Origin of the sequence: Pseudoalteromonas luteoviolacea NCIMB 1944, from assembly GCF_001625565.1 — a bacterium.
GTDB classification, from domain to species: Bacteria; Pseudomonadota; Gammaproteobacteria; order Enterobacterales; family Alteromonadaceae; genus Pseudoalteromonas; species Pseudoalteromonas luteoviolacea_F.
In genome coordinates this window covers 220,962-238,981 of the sequence record NZ_AUXS01000032.1, presented here as the reverse complement: position 1 = coordinate 238,981, position 18,020 = coordinate 220,962, and the positions used below count along the sequence as shown (strand labels likewise).

Here is an 18,020-nt window from a genome sequence, read left to right as displayed (position 1 = left end):
ATTAGGCTGTAAATTAGTGAGCATTTTAAACCTTGTGCTTCATTAATCGCTCTTTGTCTCGCGACCAATCTCTGTCTTTAATATCAGCACGTTTATCGTGCATCTTTTTACCTTTGGCTAAATGAAACTCGAGTTTTACCCAGCACTTTTTCCAGTACATTGCTGTTGCAACTAAAGAGAAACCATCTCGCTCGGTTGCACCAATCAGCCTATCAATTTCTCTTTTGTTGAGTAACAGTTTACGATAGCGAAGTGGATCACAGATAACGTGGGTAGAGGCGCTATTTAATGGCTGAATCTGACTGCCTAGCAAAAATGCCTCACCGTCTTTAAGATGAATATAAGTCTCTGAGATATTAACCTTACCAGCGCGGATGCTTTTAACTTCCCAGCCTTGTAGTTCCATACCTGCTTCGAACTTATCGTGTAAAAAATACTCATGGCGTGCTTTTTTGTTCAGCGCTATGGTATTGCTCGTTGATTTATTTGATTTTTTCTTTGCCATAATGGCTTAGTCTACCTACAAATCGAATGGGAAAACAGTGTTATTTAATTTTTATGGCATATTTTCGCTCACAGTGGAGCTGCAAACAAGATAAATCTTTAAAAGCTTGGTAAAATTGGGCCAGTAAAGTTTGGAGAACGTATGCCACAAGTAGAAAAAAGTGCATTGGTGATGTACAGCACACAAGAGATGTTTGATCTGGTCAATGATGTAAACGCTTATCCTGATTTCTTACCTAACTGTTCTGGCGCGAAAGTGCTAAGCAGTTCACATGATGAAATGACGGCGAGTTTAGAAATATCGAAGGCAGGTCTGACTAAGTGGTTCACAACTAAAAATCAATTTGAAGGCAATCGAGTGAAAATGCAGCTTGTTGATGGTCCTTTTAAATCTTTGCAAGGCTACTGGGAGTTTGTTGAATTAGATGAACATGCCTGTAAGGTAAATTTAAAGTTAGAATTCGAATTTGCCAGCAAATTGATAGAGCTTGCTTTTGGCAAGGTTTTTAATGAAGTCGCTAAAAATATGGTGGCTGCGTTTACTAAGCGCGCAAAGTCTGTCTACGGAGCTAGGTAAATGATTAAGATTGAAGTTGTATTTGCGTTACCTGATAAAGCGACTTGCCTAACAGTAGATGTAGCTGAAGGTACCTCTGCTGAGCACGTTGTGATGCAGTCAGGAATATTAGAGCAATGCCCTGAAATCGATCCAACCAACTTAAGCTTGGGGATTTGGAATAGAACTGTCAAGTTACATCAGGTGGTTAAAGAAGGTGATCGCATTGAGATATATAGACCGCTAATCGCTGATCCAAAAGAAGCAAGGCGTCGAAGAGCAGACAAAGCCAAAGAAGAGGGTAGGGCAAATAAAATAACCGGTGGTCGAGCTTAACCTACCAAATGATTTAAATGAAAAAGCCACTGTAATGAGTGGCTTTATGTTTTTAAAATAATAAACGAGTTATTTTTCTTGGGGCTCGTGCGCTGCTTTTTCGTCGGCTAAATCGTCTTTAAGTTTGCGGATCTTTAGGCCGAGTTCTTGGCCTCTTAGCTTTGCGTAATAAGTACATCCCACAAACATGGCAGAGGCGAATATCAATTCTAGAATAACCCACAATAGCTCATCGGTGGCAATCCACAATAGGGTAAAGCCATGTATAAAGTATATGAGCACGACAAAATTTGCCCACGCAAATGTATAAGGTTTGTCTTGCAGTATGCCTCTCAAAGGTAACAGCAGAGGAAGAATATACACAACAAACATAAATCCAACGCTATGTCCCTCTCTTGGAGAAACCAAAAATAGCCAAATAGGCATGAGCAACAATAAACCAAAATAGCCAAATAGAGCGAGTTGGTGAAATTGTTTTGTTTTAGGTTGTTTTGGAGTCTGATTCATAATAACTTTTTTGCAACCGTGTATAGGCGAGTAGCGACGGCTCGACATATTTTTATTTCAGTTTCTGTTAGCTGGTCGCTGTTGTCCAGCCCTGCAACATGAGTTGCACCATATGGTGTCCCTCCGCTTTCGGTAGACAATAACTCAGGTACATCGTAGGGGACGCCCATCAGCATCATACCGTGATGCAACAAAGGCAGAGACAAGTTCAATAATGTCGCTTCGTTACCGCCGTGCATGCTACTTGATGACGAGAACACACATGCTGGTTTATCTATAAGCTGCCCTTTTAACCAAACATCACTGGTTGTTTCCCAAAACGTTTTTGCTTGAGCCGCCATCATGCCAAATCGTGTTGGTGTACCAAATGCAAGTCCATCACATTCAATAAGGTCTTGTTTCGTTACTACGATATCGTGAGGCTGCCTTTGTACAAAGGTGCGTAAACGGACCGTTGCACCTTGGGCACTTAGTGTTTCGGCTATTTCGTTAGCCATGGCTTCGACTGAGCCATGGCTAGAATGGTATAAAACGAGTATTGTCGCCATATTTAAATAATATCTAATACTGACTCAGGTGGGCGGCCCAGTGCTGCTTTTTCACCCTTTACCACAATTGGTCGCTCTATCAACTTTGGGTTTTCAAGCATGGCGTTTCTTAGCGTCTGCTCGTCACTGTCCTTGCTTAGGCCTAGCTCTTTATAGATGGTTTCTTTATTGCGCACCAATTGATGTGCAGAATCAAACCCTAATTTTGATATTAATGTATCAAGGGTGCTTTCATCAATGGGGGTTTTTAAATACTCTACGATCTCTGGCTGAATATCATTTTCTTCAAGCAATGCAAGAGTTTGACGAGATTTCGAACAACGAGGATTGTGGTAAATAGTTACTGACATAATGGACCTTTTGAAACTGTAACTTATAGTTGTATTGTTTGATTGTAACTGATTGAAAAAGGTGTGCCTATCTTTATATATGGACAAAATATTGCCCATAAGTGAGTGGATAGGCAACATGTAGGGTTACAATTTAGCAAGCTCTTTTTGCATGCCTCGATATTTTGTGAGCAAAGCTTTTAAGCGCAATTTTTTAATTTCATCTTCTTTTTCAATGAAGTTAAGTGCTTTTTGTACTTCATCTGCCGCTTTCATGAATGCACCGTAGTGAGATAGTAAACTAGCGCGCGATTCATGATAAGCCGCTTTATTTTCACTCAGTTCATAAGTTTCTGTGAGCAATTGTTTGGCGAGTACATGATTTGGCTTTTCTAATAAAAACACTTTAAGCAGTTGTTCTGCCTTTTCGTACATTTTTGCTTTGATGGCTGTGTTAGCTAAATTTAAAGTGATGACCTGATTGTTCGGGCGAAGCTGGTGCTTCTGTTCTAACAGTGACAGAGCTTGGTCATATTTTTTTTGACCGAGTTTAATATCTGTATAAACATCTAAGAAAAACAAGTTATTAGGCTTTAATTTTAAGAGCTTATTTATAATTCCCTCAGCTTGGTCGTACTTTTTTTGATCAAGCAATGATATTGCCAGTCCGTACTCATAATGACTCTTGTCGAGCTCTGTACTGGTTCTCAAAGTGTTTTCAAAATAGGCCTGAGCATCTTCTTTGCTTAGCTGGTAGCGAGCCATTACCCGATTTTGTGCGTAATGAAAATCTTCGCTGCTTGGCACATAGCGTTTTGGGTATTGCTGGGCTCGCAGTCTGACATCAGATACACGAGAATCCGGTAAGGGGTGAGTAAGCAAAAATGCAGGGGGCTTGTTTTTAAATCGAACTTGGGATGCAAGCTTAGTTAAAAACTCACTGGCGGCATACGGATCATAGCCAGCTTTTTGCAGCGTTTGCATACCAAATCTATCTGCTTCTTGTTCTGCTTTTCGGCTGTGGGTTAACTGACTCAAAGCGGCTTGCGTGCTATTGGCTGCAAGGATTGCCATGCCGGCGTCAGGTGCTACAACGGTGGCCAAAATCCCTGTGATCATGCCAGCGATAGTTAGCGCACTGTTGTCTTTGGCCTGTTGGATTCTTCTTGCCAAGTGCCTTTGCGTAACGTGGGCTATTTCATGGCCCAGTACTGATGCAAGTTGACTCTCATTATCAGACTGCGCTATCAGGCCCGTATGGACTCCTACATGTCCACCATAAAATGCAAAAGCGTTAATCGCTTTGTTGTTCAGCCAAAAGAACTTAAATGGAAATCTAACGTCATTAGCACTGGCGACGAGTTTATTGCCTAGTGCAGACAGGTACTCATTGAGAACAGGGTCTTGAACTAAGGGCGAGCTAGAGCGGATCTGCATCATCATCACTTCACCGATGGCTTGCTCTTTTTCAATTGGTAAAACTTGCACTGCCGACGTACCAAGGTCTGGGAGCCTAAACTCGGATGCATTATTGGCTGTAGAGTAACTTAGTGCGAGTGCGCATAAAGTCGTTGCAAGTGCTTTTTTAAATCGCATTCTAATCCTTCTTGTAGTCGTCACCGAGCATGATTTTAGCTAAGTTTATTTCGTCTTCACAGGCTCGGGCGTCTTTTTCGCATAACAGGTAAAAATCTTTTATTGAGACACCGTCAACGCTCACAACGTTCAATTCTCTTTTCAAAAGGGAGATAGTTTGATGTACAACCTTGTGTGCGTGCAAGATCAACGCTTTATCCGCGATGTCACCGCGCTCAAAATAAAATCGAATGAATTTATGCATTTGACTAAATCTAATGAGTGTCTTCATGGTATGGGGGTCCCACACATTAAACTCAAGATATTTATTGTCTTTTAGATATGTGTCGACTTTTACATTGCGAGCAATTGGAAAAGCCCAAAGCTCGTATCCGCGATCTGTAAATGCCTGGTGTAGAGTAATTTTTGGTGCACTATTACAATGGACGATGCCGTTATCGTCCTCATAACCGTCCAAAAGCTGTAAATTCCAATTACGCTTGTCTAATAACCGTTTGATAGCATTATCAAATCCGTGCTGAAAAATCCCTTCACTCTCACTGACTGAAGAAGCGACAAGATGATAAAACGGCGGGAGCTCCCCCCAATTGATTTGCTTTTTGTACCAATTGATTTCTTTAAGTGTGGGGTTCGCCGGCAAACGTGCCTTGTTGTGTGCTTTTGGCATATTGTTTCCCGTAAAGCTTGTTGTTGTTATAAGAATAAACCATTGCCCTAGTTCAAGCTACAGAAAGACGCTGGAATATGAGTAAAATACAGGATTATTCGCTTGCTATTTACTATAGAGGTATCTTATAAAGCGGTATCATGATATTGAATCAAAATTAAAAGTATATATTGCGTTTCCAATGTATTTAAAATGTATTTATAGCGTTTTATAAGTGTTGGTTTTTAACCTAAAGTTAACGGGTGGGGCTTTTCGTAGCCTATGAAGGTGCAAAACATAGAACTAACAACAATTGATTTAAGGCATTACAATTGTCCTCAATTGTTTGTCCAATTTAAATGGCAGTTGAAGAACCTGAATATTGGAAAAATCAGATTTATTTGCAGTCGAACTCAAGATCTTTCCGATATAAAGCGTTACTTATCTCGCCAAGCGTATCGCCATGTCTTAACAGAAGAAGGCAACTTTAACTTTATTGAGGTACACATCACGGATGTTTGAGTTAATAAAATCTTGGTATCAAGAAAAATTTTCGGATCCAGACTCGGTCACTTTATTGTTGATGCTCGTCTTTACAGCGACCATGTTGTACTTTTTTGGCTCTTTTGTCATTCCTGTTCTTGTGGCTTTGGTCATCGCATATTTGCTCGATTGGCCAGTGACACGGTTGCAGCGAGTTATGCCTAGTCGTTTGATGGCGACAAATATAGTTATGTTGGGTTTTGTTGGTGTCGTTTTAGCGCTGCTATTAGTCATCGTTCCTGTTTTATGGTCTCAGGCGAGTAATCTCGTCCAGGAAGCGCCAAGTATGGTGGAAAAAGGTCGAGATTATCTGCTCCACTTACCAGAAGACTACCCCAATTTAATTTCAGTACAACAAGTACAAAACATTGTTACAGGTGTTGAAAGCAAAGTTCTCGCGTTAGGAGAGTTAATTGTCTCGGTATCACTGACTTCGATTAAAGACTTAGTCGCATGGCTCATTTATCTTATTTTGGTGCCTTTGTTGGTGTTTTTCATGCTTAAAGATAAAGGAACCTTGACGTCGGGGATTAAGCAATTGATCCCCAAAGACCGAAAGCTAATAACCCAGGTTTGGGAAGAAATGGATCATCAAATAATGAACTACATTCGCGGAAAAGTGATAGAGATAGTGATTGTAGGTGGAACTAGTTTTATTGCATTTGCGGTACTTGATCTACGTTATGCTGCTTTGCTTGGTACTTTGGTTGGACTGTCTGTACTTATTCCTTTTATTGGTGCTGCGCTAGTTACTATTCCAGTAGCAGCAGTGGCACTATTTCAATTTGGCATGGCACCTGAATTTTGGACCATATTAATTGTATACGGCATTATTCAAGCTTTAGATGGCAATTTATTGGTGCCACTATTATTTTCAGAAGCGGTAGATCTTAACCCTGTATACATTATTGTTGCTGTCCTATTTTTTGGCGGGCTATGGGGGTTTTGGGGAGTGTTTTTTGCAATTCCTTTGGCATCCTTGGTCAAAGCATTGGGTAATGCATGGTCATCAAGTCAACGACACATGCAGGTCGGTTAATCTAATCGATAAGAGTTGATAAAAGGAGCGCACAGCGCTCCTTTTTAGTTTGTATTAGTTCGACTTCAATATGAATACATTATTGAACTTAACGAAGTAGATGTTTTTGTGTAAAATGGAATAACTTAGTACATATAGTTATAAGCGGTACACGTGAACACTTCTCCTTCTGCCCAGATTTACCTTGATGCCAATGCAACGACACCTGTTCTGACTTCAATATCAGATAGTGTGATGCAAAGTATGACAACAAACTTTGGTAACCCCTCTAGCTCACATATTGCAGGCTTAACAGCAAAAAACTTGCTTGAACAAACAAGGCAACTCGGCAAACGGTTGATTGGCAGCAAAGATGGTGAGTTGCTGTTTACTTCTGGAGCAACAGAAGGGATCCAAACCGCCATTGTTTCTGCGCTGAATCAATATCTGCAAACGGTGCACAAAAGTATATCGAAGCCGGTCCTTTTATATGGCGCGACAGAGCACAAAGCGGTACCAAACACGTTAAAGCATTGGAATGCCATACTTGGCCTCAATGCAGATGTTTTGGAGATCCCGGTAAATGGTGAGGGCATATTGGATTATCAATTTATTGCACAGCATGTATCACAGGCTGTGGTGATATGTACGATGGCTGTTAATAATGAGACTGGGGTTACGCAAGATTTAACAGCACTTGAGAAGGTGATTCGGGATCATAATCCAGAGGTGGCTTGGCTTGTCGATTGTGTTCAGGCATTGGGAAAAGTACCGTTGCAAATGGATTCGATTTCAATCGACTATGCTGCGTTCTCAGGCCATAAGCTGTATACGCCAAAAGGCATTGGGTTTTTGTATATTCGCGATGGGCGACCATATATCCCTTTTATCGCAGGTGGTGGGCAGGAGTCAGGGATGCGTTCGGGCACGGAGAATTTACCAGGGATTGCAGGTCTACATACTCTATTTTCACTGTTAAATGGTCAAAATGAAGTCTTTCAGCCTCACAACAAATTGCAGTTGCACCGAGATATGCTTGTAATGGCTCTAAAAGACACTTTTACTAATATCTGTTTTCATCACGCTTTTGACTTGTCTGTACCGACTACGTTGAATTTTTCAGTTGACTATCTCACAGGCAAAGAACTGATAGATTTGTTTGACGCGGCAGGTATTCGAGTCAGCGGCGGATCTGCTTGTAGTTCAGGTGTCTCCCGCAGTTTTGTATTGGAAGCAATGGGGTTGAGCGATTGGCAGTGTTCAAATGCAATTCGTATGTCATTTGGTCCTGCGGACAGCACTGAGTTTATTGAAAAAGCATGCAAAGCTATCCGTAAAATGAAGTCTTTATTGATCTCTGAAGACGCTTGGGTAGAAGAAAATGGCTTAAACTATTCGCAATGGGGCGGCTTTACTTGGCTAAATTACCAATCTACAGGGTGCTGGTTATTTATATCTAAAAAAAAGGAAATGATTGTAATAAACCCAATTGACCCTTTATTGGCGAAATTGAAATATTACGTCGATGCAATCGACACTGAGCGATTGGTTTTTCTGCTGACCAATGATACCTGCAAAGACGAACATATTAAAAGAAACATAAAGCGTGTTTTTGGCAATAGTGCAGATATCTTGAAACTCGAAAACTCGAGATCAGAAGAAATTTCAGTGTCAGGTAAAGGCTGGCAGATAACATCAAAATTTGAGACTGAAAGGCAGGGCGTTATTTTTAAGTGGACCTGCTATGAGGGTGAGAAAGGCGTAATCCTAGCAGATTTGTCACCTGAACAATTTAAATCCAAAAAGCTTGCAGATGGCGAGGTAGTGATTTCTCAGGGAAATATATATTTAAGCAAACAAGAAATAGAACGAAATCACGGCAGTTTGAAACAAGAAGAAATTGAGCCCGTCGCGTTAATAACGCGAAAGGACGTGACAAGCTGGATAGATAAATATGACGCTCAGATCCTCGATATAAGAGAGAGAGGGGAACATCAAGCTTCTACGACTGAATTAACCAAAAAGCTCAGTCCAAACGATAAAGGGCGTATTATGAATGTGCCTGCAGGCCGTGTAGTTAATGCTTATATTGACGGTACACTTGACCCACGAAAGTCTTATGTCATTGTTTGTAGAAGTGGCCGACGTTCACAGAAGGTGGCTGAGGCATTAAAATCTTTAGGGTTTACCAGCGTAGCAAATGTCACAAGAGGGTTGGCGCTACTGTGAGCGCCAACTAATTCTGTTGTGTTAATTAGGTGCTGGTCCTGTACTTTCTCGGATCACGACACTTGGTGTGAAGGTCGTAATGATATCTTTATCTTGTTTTCTACTGCCTCGTGTTTTTGAAAACAGCAACCTCGCAGCATGTTCAGATATGACACTATTTGCTTGATGAGCCGTTGTTAATTTAGGCCAAGTTTGCCTCGAGAAAGGCGAGTCTTCGAACCCTGAAATCGATAGTTGTTCGGGTATCGCAATATTCATCAATCGGGCGGCAAATAATGCTCCAGCCGCTATTTCATCGTTACCGCCCAAAATCGCGGTTATATTGGACTCATTATTATTTTTCAATAGCGCTTTTGCGCCTTCTACACCTGATTCGAAAGAATAGTTACCTTCATATATTAGGTTCTCATCTACTGTCAGGTTATGGTCCTTAAGTGCGTTTTGATAACCGGCTAAGCGCTCAGTTGTTGATTTGTGTTCTGCGTCCCCACATGCAAATGCAATGGTTTTGTGGCCTAAATTAATTAAGTGGACTGTGATTTCATATGCAGCAGCATAATCGTCTACGTAAATGCAGTTATTAGCTTTTGGGCTTGTTGGGGTTTCTGTTTGGTTTTTGGGCGTTTTATCTTGTCCTGATAGTAAGCGCACATACGCTATACCTAGTTCATCAAGCATTTCAATAATATCTTGTTGCTCAGAAAGAGGAGGTGTTAATACTAATCCAGCCAGCCTAGAGCGTTGGATCATTGTTGCAATCTCTTTGTGCATCTCGGGATCTTGAGCGCAACAAGGATGAATGACAAGTTCATAGCCTTCATCTTTGCATCGAGAGAGCACACCATTTTGCATATCAATAACGTAGTAGGCATTTGGGTTGTCATAAACTAGGCCAATTGCAAATGAAGAGGTGCCTGCTAAGTTACGCGCTGCGGTATTGGGCTGATAGTTAAGTTCTGTAACAGCTTGCATAACCAGATCATAAGTTTTTTTTCTTACAGAGGGTTCTTTATTGATAACCCTTGATACAGTTTTCATTGACACGCCCGCATGTTTTGCGACGTCGTTGATGGTTACTTTCATTTTTTTTCTTCTATAGGAAATAGGCTTAAATTGTGGCCGAATTTTGAGTCATTTATTTGTAATCACTCTTTTTTGCTGGCTTTTGATACTAAATTACAACGCCAATTAGTAGTTATAAGGCAATATAGTATATTTCAGCTTTTCATGAAACGATCAAATTTAGACCCCGCTGCATTTTAACAGTTACTGAATAACTTTAATAAATTTAATGATACCGGTGTCAAAAAATAAAAAATCAGTTATTATATGCAAAGTAAAATGAGGAACATGCAGTTTGACAGCGTTGTCATTTTAACTTATGGTTAACGCTCGAATATGTTTATGTGTGTATTTTATGTATTTGGCACACTATCATCGCTAGGGGAAAAATTATGAATTGCCGTACAACGTTAGCAAGTTGGCAAGCATTATCAGCAGCATCAGAACAACTAAAAGAACAGCATTTAAAGACTCTTTTTGAGGCTGATAGTGGGCGCTTCGATAAATTTTCTCGCCAAATACCTGGCGTACTTTTTGATTTCTCTAAACAGCTCATCAATGACTTTGCGTTCGAACAATTAATTCAGCTGGCGAAAGAGGCTGATATAGCATCTTGGCGTGACAAGATGTTTTCTGGGGAAAAAATTAATTTCACAGAAGACCGAGCCGTCTTACACGTGGCACTTAGAAATAGAGATGCGTCTCCAATTTATGTTGATGGCGTGAATGTGACAGAGCAAGTCCAAGCTGAACTTGAAAAGATGAAAGTCTTCACTGACCGGGTTCGAAGTGGTGAATGGACAGGGTATACGGGTCAAGCTGTAAAAGATATTGTCGCTATTGGTGTGGGTGGTTCAAACTTAGGCCCGCAGATGGTAACGGAAGCTTTAAATGCATATAGTGACGGTAAACTAAACGTTCATTACGTATCGAATGTGGATGGCGTGCAGCTGGCACAGGTATTGAAAAAAATTCAGCCAGAAACGACTTTATTTGTGATTTCTTCTAAGACGTTCACTACTTCAGAGACCATGAATAATGCGCGCTCTGCGGTTGACTGGTTCTTAGAAAGCGCCGAAGACAAAGGCGCCGTAGCAAAACACTTTGTTGCGGTAAGTACCAACTTAGAAAAAACGCGTGCATTTGGTATTGCCGACGAAAATGTATTTACCATGTGGGATTGGGTAGGTGGACGATTCTCCCTGTGGAGTGCAATTGGTCTACCGATCGCATTGTACCTTGGTTATGAAACCTTTGTTGAGGTTTTAGAAGGTGCTTTTGAGATAGATACTCACTTTAAAACGGCTGAGTTTGAGCAAAATATTCCTCTTATAATGGCGTTATTAAGTGTTTGGAATACAAGCTTTTTAGGTCATACATCGCAAGCGATTTTGCCGTACGATCAGGCTCTACATATGTTGCCAGCTTACCTTCAACAAGGCGAAATGGAAAGCAATGGTAAACATGTAACATTTAACGGGCAAACTGTTCCGTATACAACTGTGCCAATTATTTGGGGCATGACAGGAATTAATGGACAGCATGCGTTTTATCAATGTTTACACCAAGGCAATGTCATTGTACCTGCGGACTTTATTGCTTCGGTAGAGCCTCAAATCGCGCTTGGAAAGCATCATGATGTATTGCTGTCTAACTTTTTCGCGCAAACTGAAGCGATGATGGCTGGAGTAGATGAAAATCAAGTTCGAGCAGAGCTAAAAGAAAAGGGCAAGTCTGAGAGTGAAATTGAGCAATTAGTCGCTCATAAAATTCACAAAGGTAATCGTCCTACTACGTCAATCATTTTAGATAAAGTAGATGCGAAAGCCGTTGGTCGTTTAATTGCAATGTATGAACATAAGATCTTCTGCCAAGGCATTATTTTAAGTGTTTGTTCATTTGACCAATGGGGCGTAGAGCTTGGCAAGGGCTTGGCAAGTAACATCGAAACAGAATTAACGAATGAAAATATCAGTCACGAACATGATAGTTCGACGTCTGGATTAATTGCTTACTACAAGCAAAAGAGAAACAAATAATTACGTTGCTTGATAGCAACAAAAGTAAAGAATACCTTTGAACGGGTAGCGCTGGAGTACTTAGGGCCTGTATTTTTGTGAGAGGAATTACAGAGCCCCTAAGACTCATTTTTATAAAGATATCTAAAGCGTTTAAATATACTGAATGAGTGCTTGGCAATTTTCACCTTCAACCCAAGCAAAATAGTGGTCTGAGAACGAATTCAATCCTATAAGTGAAGTTGTGTTTGGCATGTTTACGAAAACACCAAACGGTTTTGATTGTAGCGCGTGTTCTCTTTGGAGTAATGACTGCGCGCCTAACCTTGTGAGAAATAATTATGCTTAATCCATTTGATATCGTAATTTTTGGTGGGGGCGGCGACTTAGCGTTGAGAAAATTGTTGCCAGCTATGTATCGTGCATATCAAGAAGGCAACTTGCCCGAAGGTAGCCGTATTCTACCGACTGTTCGAGAAGAAAATAAAAGAAACGAATATGTAGAAACCGCAGGGAAAGCACTTCAACAGCATTTAGGTCAGGGAGAATACAACCAAGCTGACTGGAATGCCTTTTCTAAGTTCATCGTGCCAGTTGTTGTCAATGTTACAGAAGCCGATGACAACTGGGATGTATTAAGAAATATTTTAGAGCAAGATGACAAAGATAAATCTCGTGTATTTTATCTGTCATTACCACCTGCCGTTTACGGTACCTGCTGTGAGCTTCTGTCTAAAAAGTTATTGATCAGCGAAAATTCACGCGTAGTAGTTGAGAAGCCCATTGGTTATTGTGGTGAATCAGCAGAAGAAATAAACGCAAAAATTGCTGAGTTTTTTGACGAAGACCAGATCTTCCGAATTGACCACTACCTAGGAAAAGAAACAGTTCAAAACCTAATGGCACTTAGATTTTCGAATGTGCTTTTTGAAAATCTATGGGATGCTAAAACCATCGATAATATCCAAATTAGTATCTCAGAAACTGTTGGTCTAGAGAGCCGAGCTGGCTTCTATGACAAGGCTGGTGCGTTAAGAGATATGGTTCAGAATCACCTCCTTCAACTGCTTTGCCTTGTTGCAATGGAATCGCCTCATAAGCTAAATGCCAACCGTATTCGAAATGAAAAGTTGAAAGTTTTGGAAGCGTTACGACCACTTACAGACGAGTTGGTAGATTCAAACGTGGTTCGAGGCCAATACGTTCCTGGAGATTTAAACGGTAATCTAGTTCCTGGTTATTTGGAAGAGTTAGGGGAAGGGTCAAGCACGACAGAGACATTTGTCGCAATTCGTGCCCATATTGATAACTGGCGTTGGTCTGGTGTGCCTTTCTACTTAAGAACGGGCAAACGGATGAAGCAACGTTGTGCTGAAATTGTTGTCGAGTATAAGCCGGTTTCTCACAATGTATATGACGACACAGTTGGGCCAATCTTACCAAACAGATTAATCATAAGGCTACAACCTGAGGAAAGCATTCAGTTGACACTGATGTCGAAAAGGTTAGATAACTTAGAAATGCAGCTAGAGCCAGTTAATCTTAATATCGAATTGAGTGAAAAATACAGCAATGGATTCCACTCAGATGCATACAAACGCTTGATGTTAGATGCCGCGGCGAATAACCCGTCGTTGTTTATTCACAGAGATGAAGTAAGACAAGCGTGGAAGTGGATAGATCCGATTATCGCAAGGTGGCAGGAAAAAGGGACTCCAGCACTTTATCGTGCGGGCTCTTGGGGACCTGAATCAGCCGATGAATTGTTAGCAGAAAAGGACCACGCTTGGTTTAACGTTGGAGAAAATAGCTAATGGCTATCATAAACGAACAGTTTTTTGATTCAAAAGATGCGATGACTGAGCATTTGGCATCTATTTTAGAAAGTACTTTGAACTCTGCGCTTGAAGGTGACTCTGGGGCTAGCATGTTAGTGTCTGGCGGGTCATCACCTGCACCAGCATACAAGCGTCTATCAAGTTTGGATCTTGATTGGAGCAAAGTTACGGTAGCTATGGTTGACGAGCGCTGGGTTTCTCCGAGTCATGAAAAGTCTAATGAGGCTTTTATCCAAAATACGCTATTACAAGAAAAAGCATCTAGAGCCCAATTTGTAACCATGAAAAATAGCGCAAGTACGGCTGTTCTTGGTCAAGATGAAGTGGAAGCGCGCTATCAAACATTAAAGGCACCATTTGATGTTACTATATTAGGCATGGGTCCTGATGGTCACACTGCATCATTGTTTCCTCATGCCGAAGGTTTAGATGCGGCATTGGAAACAGAGCAACTTGTTTGTGCAATTAACGCTAATGAGAGTGAAGTAACAGGTAGTATCACTGAACGTATGAGCTTAACGTTGGCTGGTATCGCAAATACACAACATGCGATTTTGTTAATTAGCGGCGAAGAAAAGCGCGCTATGTATGAACAAGCTAAACAGCAGGGCTCAGAATTGGATATACCCCTAAGAGCTGTTTTGGGGTTGCCTGATTTAAAGCTAAGTGTTTTTTGGTGCCCTTAAGTCTTTTAATTAGGAAAATTGCACCTCGAGTGCATTTTTCCTAATTTCTTTGTCTTTATTTCCTTTTAGGCCTCCTTATCTAATTTACTCTGATACATGTTTATATTGAAAAAACTGACTGTATCAACACCGCTTTGACCTTAAATACAATTCCATACAACTCTTTGACAACAGTAATAATCAATTAATCTAAATAGCAGCTTGGCAAAGAAGCTCGTTTGGAATTTGTTGAGAGTGCAATCAGCATGCACCTTTGGTGAACCGAAATACCCTCAATGGCATAAGGTTTATCTTTAAAAAATACATACTTTATTAGTATTCGTTATAATAAAAGGAGCGTGTTTCACTGAGATCTTTAATGGGTTTATTGCGATTAATGACATTCTAACGCTGAGATGGAAAATTAATTTCTTAATTTTCAAACTGATCCATTATTTTTTGTTTGTAGTCCCGCAAGGGTAGCTGTTTTTTAGCTTTTACTGGACACGCAGTGCAAAATACTCTAAAATGACAGCGTTGTCATTGAGAATGGTTATCACCTTGAACAGCTTCTGCCCAGGCTATTATATTGACCAACTCTTCCGATATTGCATTAATATTATGCAGTCACTTATTTAGATACAGAATTTTTGTATCAATCACCTCATAAACTACAGATTTATGCATATCATGTGTTATATTAGTACGCGTTTGTAACAAAGTATAACCAAAGAACACATAATCCTATATTAATCAATGCGTTATAAATTTAAGTGAAAAATTTTAACGTTTTTGTTTAAAAAACATGTAGCGATTATGTAATTTTGGGTGTATGGTTTGTTATTAGATGACAGCGTTGTCATCATCACTGGGCAGAAGTGATTTAAAAACCAACAAAATGATTCAAGGGGAATCCTGTGTTAGCTAATAATTTTAAGAAAAGTTTACTAGCTGCAAACATTGGTCTTGCGTTTACCGCAGGTGTATCTGGTGTAGCAGTTGCTGATAGCGGTACTCAAGCCAAAGAAGACGTAGAAGTAATTGAAGTACGTGGTATCCGTCGTTCTTTAGAAGCATCTCTAAATACTAAGCGTTTCGCTGAAGGTGTTGTAGATGCAATTACTGCAGAAGACATTGGTAAGTTTCCAGATAAAAACATTGCAGAGTCACTTAAGCGTGTACCTGGTATTACAATTCAAGGCCAGTTTGGTGAAGGCGACGCGGTTTCTATCCGTGGTGCAGGTGCTGATTTCACTAAAACAACTTTAAATGGTCAGAATGTAGCTTCAACAGGTTGGTTCGTACTAGAGCCGGCTAAGCGTTCATTCAACTACACACTTTTACCATCAGAGCTAGTTGGTGGCTTGGAAGTTTATAAGTCTTCTCAAGCAGATATCATTGAAGGTGGTGTAGGTGGTACAGTAATCGTTAAGACTCGCACTCCACTTGAGCTAGATGCAAACACAGTATATGGTTCATTAGAGTTTGCACACTCTGATGATTCAGGCGAAACTGATCCACAATATTCAGGCATGTATAGCTGGAAAAACGATGATGAGAACTTAGGTTTCTTATTCTCGGCTGTACAGCAAACTCGTCAACTACAACGTCAAGGTAACGAGGCGTTTTGGGCTTGGGGTGCAGGCCCAGTAGGTTTTGAGCAAGAGCGTGAGCGTAGTGCTTTCACAACTTCCGTTGAGTACGCACCAACAGATTCGTTAAGTTTTGTTGTTAACTATCTTGACATGAAGATGGACGCGAACAACACAAACTATGCGATGTGGTTAACTCGTGGTGCGGATGATGCGACAACGGCGTATATTCACGGTAATGGTTCAGAAGCGACTCCTGGCGTGCCTATGGCTGGTGCACTTGGCGTAGGCTTCGCTCAAATGCGTCCTCGTGAAGCGACGATGAACTCAGATTACCTAGATCTGAAAGTAGAGTATGCAGGTGACAATTATAAACTAGAGTTTGTGATCGGTGAGACTACCTCATCTGGTGGTACTGACTTTGAAATGGTTATGAACCCGAATTCAAACTTTGACCTTTCTAATGGTAGTTATGACTTTACGTCAGGACACCACAAATGGGCTTTCCCATCAGACTTTGACCTAGCGACTTACACACCAGGTGTAACAGCAGATACACCTAATGGTGCATTTGCAATGGGAACTGGTAGTAACTTCAATGCTACGCCTAAGACTGACGAAGAGCAGTTTATCCAAGCAGATTTTGAATATATGCTTGACCATGACTTCATCAACTCTGTTAAGGTTGGTTTTAGATATGCAGAGCATGAAGCGACAAGCCGACGTTTTGAGTTTAACCAAAATCTATGTACTGAAGACGTAACGACAGGTTGTTTCAACCCAGTATACGAGCTTGACGGTACAAACCACGGTACATTCGATGTTGGTGCTGACAACCTTAAGATCCGTCGTTATGACATCGATGCAATGAAGAGCTGGGCTAAAGCAAGCATTCAGGGTAGAACTGAAGACTTTGGTGCTTACAGCCACATTGAAGAAGAAAATACGTCAATCTACGTAATGGCTAAGTACAGCGGCGAGAATTACCGTGGTAACTTTGGTATCCGTTATGCGCAAACTGACGCTTCATCAATTTATTACAGAGAAGGTCTAGCAAATCAGCGTACAGTTGAAGCAGCAGACTACAGTGAAGTACTACCAAGTGTTAACTTTGCTTATGACTTAGCGGACGATAAGATTTTACGTATCGCGGCATCAAAAGTAATGACGCGTCCACAGTACAATGACATGTATTTCAACCCATCACTATCGGGTGTTGCGAACGAACAAGACAATGACCAAAGAGTTGCTCTTGGTAACCCAGGTCTGGTTCCTTTCACAGCGAACCAAGCAGAAGTTGGTGTTGAATGGTACTTCAACTCAAGCTCACTATTAGCGCTAACAGCTTTCATCAAAGACGTAGACAACTTTATCGTTATCAACCGTCGTAGCGCGACTGCGGACGATATCACTAGACTTGGCTTACCAGCGCTATCTCCTGAAGAAGCTGCAAATGGTTGGACAATTGAAGAAAACTTCAACGGTCCAGGTGGTAAAGTACAAGGTATCGAATTCCAGTACCAGCAAGATTTTGGTAATGGTTTCGGTTCGATGGTTAACTACACCTATACAAAAGGTGAAGCTGACGCTACTGAGTTTACTAATGGTAACGGCGAGGTGACTCGCGTATTCACTGATGGTAACATTGAATTAAGCGATAGCTCAAAGTACGCTTATAACGTATCTGGTTATTATGAAAATGACTTGTTCTATGCGCGTCTTTCATATAACTACCGTAGTGACTATATGATCCGTGAAACAGGAAGTTACGGTAACCGTTTACACCATGGCTTTGGTTCAGTTGACCTAAGTGCAGTTTATCACTTCAACGAAAACATTGATTTCAAATTTGATGTTGTGAACTTAACTGGTGAATCAGCAGAGCAGTATGGTAACAATACGTTTGTTGACCATGTAGCTAGAAATGGTTTCCACGATGGCTTCCCTCTATACGAATATGAGCAAGCTACTCGTTACAGCGTAGGCGTTTCTGTACGTTACTAATAACTAGTAATTATTAGAAAATAAGGAGC

At 40.8% G+C, this 18,020-nt stretch carries 16 protein-coding genes; 9 read left to right on the top strand and 7 right to left on the bottom strand.

Features of this window, described 5'->3' with window-relative positions; translation table 11 throughout:
• Positions 1–25 precede the first annotated feature (25 nt).
• A complete protein-coding gene (gene smpB / locus N483_RS12425) occupies positions 26–505 on the bottom strand; it encodes an SsrA-binding protein SmpB (protein ID WP_023401520.1) in 480 nt (159 codons plus the stop codon).
• Positions 506–646: 141 nt separating this feature from the next.
• Here smpB and N483_RS12420 point away from each other — a divergent pair, with 141 nt between their 5' ends.
• Together N483_RS12420 and N483_RS12415 are read left to right on the top strand one after the other, a co-directional pair.
• On the top strand, positions 647–1,081 hold the full coding sequence (locus N483_RS12420) for a type II toxin-antitoxin system RatA family toxin (RefSeq protein ID WP_023401521.1): 435 nt from the start codon (positions 647–649) through the stop codon (positions 1,079–1,081).
• Complete coding sequence (locus N483_RS12415) at positions 1,082–1,396, top strand: RnfH family protein (protein ID WP_023401522.1); 315 nt, start codon at positions 1,082–1,084, stop codon at positions 1,394–1,396.
• Positions 1,397–1,465: 69 nt separating this feature from the next.
• On the opposite strand, the gene N483_RS12410 is transcribed toward N483_RS12415, so the two are convergent.
• The 5 genes from N483_RS12410 to N483_RS12390 form a co-directional block, all read right to left on the bottom strand.
• Entirely contained in the window at positions 1,466–1,903 is a 438-nt protein-coding gene (locus N483_RS12410) for a DUF2069 domain-containing protein (RefSeq protein WP_023401523.1), read from the bottom strand.
• Positions 1,900–2,451: an NAD(P)H:quinone oxidoreductase gene (gene wrbA / locus N483_RS12405; protein ID WP_023401524.1), complete on the bottom strand. Its 552-nt coding sequence runs from the start codon at positions 2,449–2,451 to the stop codon at positions 1,900–1,902. Before wrbA ends, N483_RS12410 begins: the two co-directional genes overlap by 4 nt.
• Positions 2,452–2,453: 2 nt before the next feature.
• Entirely contained in the window at positions 2,454–2,801 is a 348-nt protein-coding gene (gene arsC, locus N483_RS12400; protein WP_023401525.1) for an arsenate reductase (glutaredoxin), read from the bottom strand.
• 126 nt (positions 2,802–2,927) lie between these two features.
• Complete coding sequence (locus N483_RS12395) at positions 2,928–4,376, bottom strand: M48 family metalloprotease (RefSeq protein ID WP_023401526.1); 1,449 nt, start codon at positions 4,374–4,376, stop codon at positions 2,928–2,930.
• 1 nt (position 4,377) lies between these two features.
• Positions 4,378–5,043, bottom strand: a complete 666-nt coding sequence (locus N483_RS12390; protein ID WP_023401527.1) for a hypothetical protein — start codon at positions 5,041–5,043, stop codon at positions 4,378–4,380.
• Between the two features lie 261 nt (positions 5,044–5,304).
• Here N483_RS12390 and N483_RS27690 point away from each other — a divergent pair, with 261 nt between their 5' ends.
• The 3 genes from N483_RS27690 (at position 5,305) to N483_RS12375 (ending at position 8,812) form a co-directional block, all read left to right on the top strand.
• Positions 5,305–5,544 carry a sulfurtransferase TusA family protein gene (locus N483_RS27690; protein WP_023401528.1) on the top strand — a complete coding sequence of 80 codons (240 nt, stop codon included), beginning with the start codon at positions 5,305–5,307 and terminating at the stop codon, positions 5,542–5,544.
• Entirely contained in the window at positions 5,537–6,604 is a 1,068-nt protein-coding gene (locus N483_RS12380; RefSeq protein ID WP_023401529.1) for an AI-2E family transporter, read from the top strand. The genes N483_RS27690 and N483_RS12380 overlap by 8 nt, the downstream gene beginning before the upstream one ends.
• A gap of 153 nt (positions 6,605–6,757) precedes the next feature.
• Positions 6,758–8,812, top strand: coding sequence for an aminotransferase class V-fold PLP-dependent enzyme (locus tag N483_RS12375; protein WP_023401530.1), 2,055 nt, complete (start codon positions 6,758–6,760; stop codon positions 8,810–8,812).
• Positions 8,813–8,833: 21 nt separating this feature from the next.
• Here N483_RS12375 and N483_RS12370 read toward each other — a convergent pair whose 3' ends face one another.
• Entirely contained in the window at positions 8,834–9,895 is a 1,062-nt protein-coding gene (locus tag N483_RS12370) for a LacI family DNA-binding transcriptional regulator (RefSeq protein ID WP_023401531.1), read from the bottom strand.
• A gap of 371 nt (positions 9,896–10,266) precedes the next feature.
• Here N483_RS12370 and pgi point away from each other — a divergent pair, with 371 nt between their 5' ends.
• The 4 genes from pgi to N483_RS12350 all read left to right on the top strand — a co-directional run bounded on the left by pgi (position 10,267) and on the right by N483_RS12350 (position 17,991).
• Positions 10,267–11,913, top strand: coding sequence for a glucose-6-phosphate isomerase (pgi, locus tag N483_RS12365; protein WP_023401532.1), 1,647 nt, complete (start codon positions 10,267–10,269; stop codon positions 11,911–11,913).
• Positions 11,914–12,233: 320 nt separating this feature from the next.
• Positions 12,234–13,706 carry a glucose-6-phosphate dehydrogenase gene (gene zwf / locus N483_RS12360; RefSeq protein ID WP_023401533.1) on the top strand — a complete coding sequence of 491 codons (1,473 nt, stop codon included), beginning with the start codon at positions 12,234–12,236 and terminating at the stop codon, positions 13,704–13,706.
• Complete coding sequence (gene pgl, locus N483_RS12355) at positions 13,706–14,416, top strand: 6-phosphogluconolactonase (protein ID WP_023401534.1); 711 nt, start codon at positions 13,706–13,708, stop codon at positions 14,414–14,416. The genes zwf and pgl overlap by 1 nt, the downstream gene beginning before the upstream one ends.
• An 896-nt stretch (positions 14,417–15,312) precedes the next feature.
• Entirely contained in the window at positions 15,313–17,991 is a 2,679-nt protein-coding gene (locus N483_RS12350) for a TonB-dependent receptor (protein ID WP_023401535.1), read from the top strand.
• The last annotated feature ends 29 nt before the right edge of the window (positions 17,992–18,020 follow it).